The organism is Kitasatospora sp. NPDC087314 (genome assembly GCF_044744365.1).
Taxonomy (GTDB): Bacteria; Actinomycetota; Actinomycetes; order Streptomycetales; family Streptomycetaceae; genus Kitasatospora.
Genome location: NZ_JBIUYE010000040.1, coordinates 1 through 4,478 on the forward strand (window position 1 = coordinate 1; position 4,478 = coordinate 4,478).

Annotated in this window: 2 protein-coding genes; both read left to right on the forward strand. The window is 72.4% G+C overall.

All coding sequences use genetic code 11. From position 1 onward, the window contains the following. The coding region (locus tag ACIO5E_RS39535; RefSeq protein ID WP_400677535.1) for an SDR family NAD(P)-dependent oxidoreductase at nt 1-2,727 on the forward strand (2,727 nt) is incomplete at its 5' end. Beyond that, nucleotides 2,727-4,478, forward strand: a 1,752-nt coding sequence (locus ACIO5E_RS39540) for a type I polyketide synthase (protein WP_400677537.1), incomplete at its 3' end; no start/stop codon positions are given. The genes ACIO5E_RS39535 and ACIO5E_RS39540, both read left to right, overlap by 1 nt.

Below are 4,478 nucleotides of genomic sequence, written 5' to 3' on the forward strand. Positions count from 1 at the left end.
GCCCACCTCACCGCCCACGGCGCAAACCCCCACTGGCACCACTACTTCACCAACACCGGCGCACGACACACCCCCCTCCCCACCTACCCCTTCCACGGCAAGCGGTACTGGCCTGATGCTTCGGTCCCGCACCACGGTGGAGGCCGGTCCGAGCACCCGCTGCTCACCTCGAGCATGGATCTGGCGCACAGCAGTGGCGTGTTGCTCACCGGGAGCCTCTCCGTCGCCTCCCATCCGTGGCTGGCCGACCACGTCGTCGCGGGTGCGATCGTCTTCCCCGGCACGGCGTTCGTGGAGCTCGTGCTGCACGCCGCGCAACGGTCCGGGCGGCGCGGTTTCGAGGAGCTCACGCTGGAGAGCCCGCTGGTTGTTCCCACCGAGGGCTCCGTGGATCTCCAGGTCGCGGTGGGCGATCCGGGTGCTGACGGCAAGCGGGCCGTGACGGTGCATTCCCGGCCCGACGCGGACGCCCCGTGGCAGTTGCACGCCGCCGGCATCATCGGCGACGAACAGCCCGCGGAGCCCTCGTGGTCCCTGACCGCCTGGCCCCCGCCGGGAGCCAGCGAGCTGTCCGTGTCGGACGTCTACGCCGAGTTCGCGGCCGCCGGGCTCGACTACGGCCCCTTCTTCCAGGGGCTGCGCGCGGCCTGGCGGGTCGGCGAGGACGTGGCGGTGGAGGTGGAACTGCCGGAGGGTGAGGATCGGGACTCCGGTCTCGGCGTGCACCCGGCGCTGCTGGACTCGGTCCTGCACGGAGTCGGCGTCGATCGGATGCTCGGCGCGGACGGACACGCACGGCTGCCGTTCTCCTGGGCAGGCGTGACCGTGCACGTCCGCGGCGCGACCCGTCTGAAGGCCGTTCTGTCGCCGTTGCGCGAGGATGCGATCGCGCTGCGCATCGCCGACGGCACGGGCCGGCCGGTCGCGGAGGTCGAGCGCCTCACGATGCGCAAGATCTCCGGTGCGCAGTTCACCGACGGCCGGCAGTCGCTCTTCGGACAGGCCTGGCTGCCCCGGGAACTCCCCAGCACCTCCGTGGAATTCACCGTGCTCGGCGCGGAGGACGAGACACCGGATGCCACGCACACCCTCCTGCGGGTGGGCAACGGCGCTGGTCTCGACCCCGAGGACGCGCTGGAGACGGCCGCAGGCGTGCTGGAGACGCTGCGGTCCCACGCCCAGGACCGCATCCTCGTGGTCGTGACCTCCCACGCGGTCGCCGTTGACACCGATCCCGCACCGGCGGGCGCGGCCGTGTGGGGGCTGGTACGTGCCGCGCAGGCGGAACAGCCGGGCCGCATCGTGCTGGTGGACCTCGACGAGGACGAGCGGTCGTGGCAAGCGCTCCCCCACGCGCTGTCCGGCGGCGAGGCGGAACTCGCGCTGCGCCAGGGGGAGATGCGGGTCCCCCGGCTCGTCCCCGCACCCACCGGATCGGCCGCTGCCCCGGATTGGGCGGCGAGCACCGTCCTGATCACCGGGGCCGCCGGTACGCTCGGCACCCTCGTCGCCCACCACCTGGTCCGTTCCCACGGCGTGACCGATCTCGTGCTGGTCAGCCGACGCGGCGACGCGCCGGAACCGGAGGGTGCCGAGGTCACCCAGCTGGCCTGCGATCTCACCGACCGCGCGCAGATCGCCGCGGCGCTGGCCGCAGTGCCCGCCGACCGGCCGCTCGCCGTCATCCACTGCGCCGGCACCATCGACGACGCGATCCTGGCGCGGCAGACTCCCGGGCATCTGCGGCGTGTGTTCGGGCCGAAGGCGACCGCGGCGTGGCACCTGCACGAGCTCACCCGGGACCGCGACGTCACGGCGTTCGTCCTGTTCTCCTCCGCCGCTGCCACCCTCGGCTCCCCCGGCCAGGCCAACTACGCCGCCGCCAACGCCTACCTGGACGCCCTCGCCCACCACCGGACCACCACCGGACTCCCCACCACCAGCCTCGCCTGGGGACCGTGGACCGCCGGCATGGCGGCCACCGTCGGCGAGGCGGACCGCCGACGCCTGTCCGGGACAGGCCTCGCGCCGATCGACGAGGCGACGGGACGGGCCCTGTTCGACGCGTCGGCCGCAGCCGGCGGCCCGGTCCTGTTCCCGATGCCGGTGAACCGGGCGGCGCTTCGCCGCCGCGCCGCCGACGCCGCGCTGCCTCCCGTGCTGCGCGACCTGGTGCCGGCCCCGGCCAGGGCGACGACGGCGAGCGCCTCGACGCGGCCGCTGGCCGACATCCTGCGCGACCTGCCGCCGAACGAGCAGCGGGACCGGATCGCGCAGTTGGTTCTCAGTCGTACCGCGGCCGTCGCGGGGCACGATTCGGACGAGGCGATCTCGATGGACCGGCCGTTCAGCGAGCACGGGTTCGACTCGTTGATGGCCGTGGAACTGCGCGGTGCGCTCGACGCGGCCACGGGTCTGCGGCTGCCCGCGACGCTGGTCTTCGACCACCCGACACCCGCGGCGCTGTGCGAGTACCTGCTGTCGCTGCTCGATCCGGGCCGGTCCTCGGAACCGGAGGCGATCTTCGCCGAGATCGACCGGCTGGAGGTGCAACTCGGGCAGGTCGGCAAGCAGCATGCGGCTCAGGTGCGCAGTCGGCTCCGGTCGTTGCTCAACGCCTGGGAGAACGCCGGCAAGGACGATCCGGCCGGCGGTGCCGCCGAGCTGACGGCGGCAGACCTCGAAGACATGTTCGACATCATTGACGACGAGCTGGGCTTGTCCTGATGGGATTGCGTGACGTGAACGAAGATAAGACGCTCCAGTACCTGAAGCGGCTCACCACCGAGCTGCGGGACACCCGTCAGCGGCTGCGTGCCGTGGAGGAGAGCAGTCACGAGCCCCTTGCGGTGGTGGGCATGGCCTGCCGGTATCCGGGCGGCGTGACGACACCGGAACAGCTGTGGCGGCTGGTCGCATCCGAGCAGGACGCCATCGGCGGCTTCCCCCGCGACCGCGGCTGGGACATCGAGGGGATGCGGTCGGCGCACCCCGGCGACGCCGGGAGCAGCAACACGCTGCAGGGCGGGTTCCTCTACGACGCAGCGGAGTTCGACGCGGAGTTCTTCGGCATCTCGCCGCGGGAAGCCGTATCGATGGACCCGCAGCAACGGCTTCTGCTGGAGACTGCCTGGGAGGCGGTCGAGAGCGCGCAGATCGATCCCGGCTCGCTGCGGGGCAGCCGCACCGGTGTGTTCGCGGGCATCATGTACCACGACTACGCCTCTCGGCTGGCGCGGATCCCGGATGTCGCGGAGGGATACCTCGGCACCGGCAACTCCGGCAGCATCCTGTCCGGCCGGATCGCCTACACACTCGGTCTGGAGGGGCCGGCTGTCACGATCGACACCGCGTGCTCGTCCTCGCTGGTGGCACTGCACCTCGCCGCCCAGGCACTGCGGCGCGGGGAGTGCTCGCTGGCTCTGGTCGGTGGTGTGACCGTGATGGCCAGTCCGGCGCCGTTCATCGACTTCAGCAAGCAGCAGGGTCTTTCGTCGGACGGCCGGTGCAAGGCCTTCTCCGACGCCGCCGACGGCACCGGCTGGTCGGAGGGCGCCGGCATCCTGATCGTGGAACGGCTGTCGGATGCCCAGCGCCACGGTCACCCGGTCCTGGCGGTGGTGCGCGGCTCCGCGGTGAACCAGGACGGCCGCTCGAACGGCCTCACCGCTCCGAACGGTCCGTCGCAGCAGCGGGTCGTTCGCGACGCCCTCATCGATGCGGGGCTACGGCCCGACCAGATCGACGCGGTGGAGGCGCACGGCACCGGGACCCGTCTCGGTGATCCGATCGAGGCGCAGGCGCTGCTGGCGGCCTACGGGCAGGACCGTGAACAGCCGCTGTGGCTCGGCTCCATCAAGTCCAACATCGGCCACACCCAGGCCGCCGCGGGCGTGGCCGGCGTCATCAAGATGGTGATGGCGATGCGGCACGAGGTGCTGCCCCGCACCCTGCACGTCGAGGTTCCGAGCACCGAGGTCGACTGGAGTTCCGGCGCCGTTTCCCTGCTGACCGAATCGGTCGCCTGGCCCCAGCGTGACGGGACGCGCCGGGCAGGGGTGTCGTCCTTCGGCTTCAGCGGGACGAACGCGCACGTCATCCTGGAGCAGCCGCCCGTCGCGGAGGAGCCGGAGGAGCGCGCGGGCTCCGTTCCGCCCGTGGTCCCGTGGCTGCTCTCGGCGCGCGACGAGCAGGCGCTGCGTGACACGGCGTCCCGGCTCGCGGACGCCCTCACCGACGACACTTCGGAGCTGGACACCGGCTACACCCTCGCCACCACCCGCACGGCCTTCGACCACCGGGCCGTGGTGCTGGCGGGTGACGGCACCGACCGGGCCGAGGCGCTCACGGCGCTCGCGCAGGGGACCGCCCACCCGGCGGTCGTCACCGGCCGGGGCGACCAGGGGACCCTGGCCATGGTGTTCTCCGGCCAGGGCAGCCAACGACTCGGCATGGGCCGCGAACTCTACGACACCTAC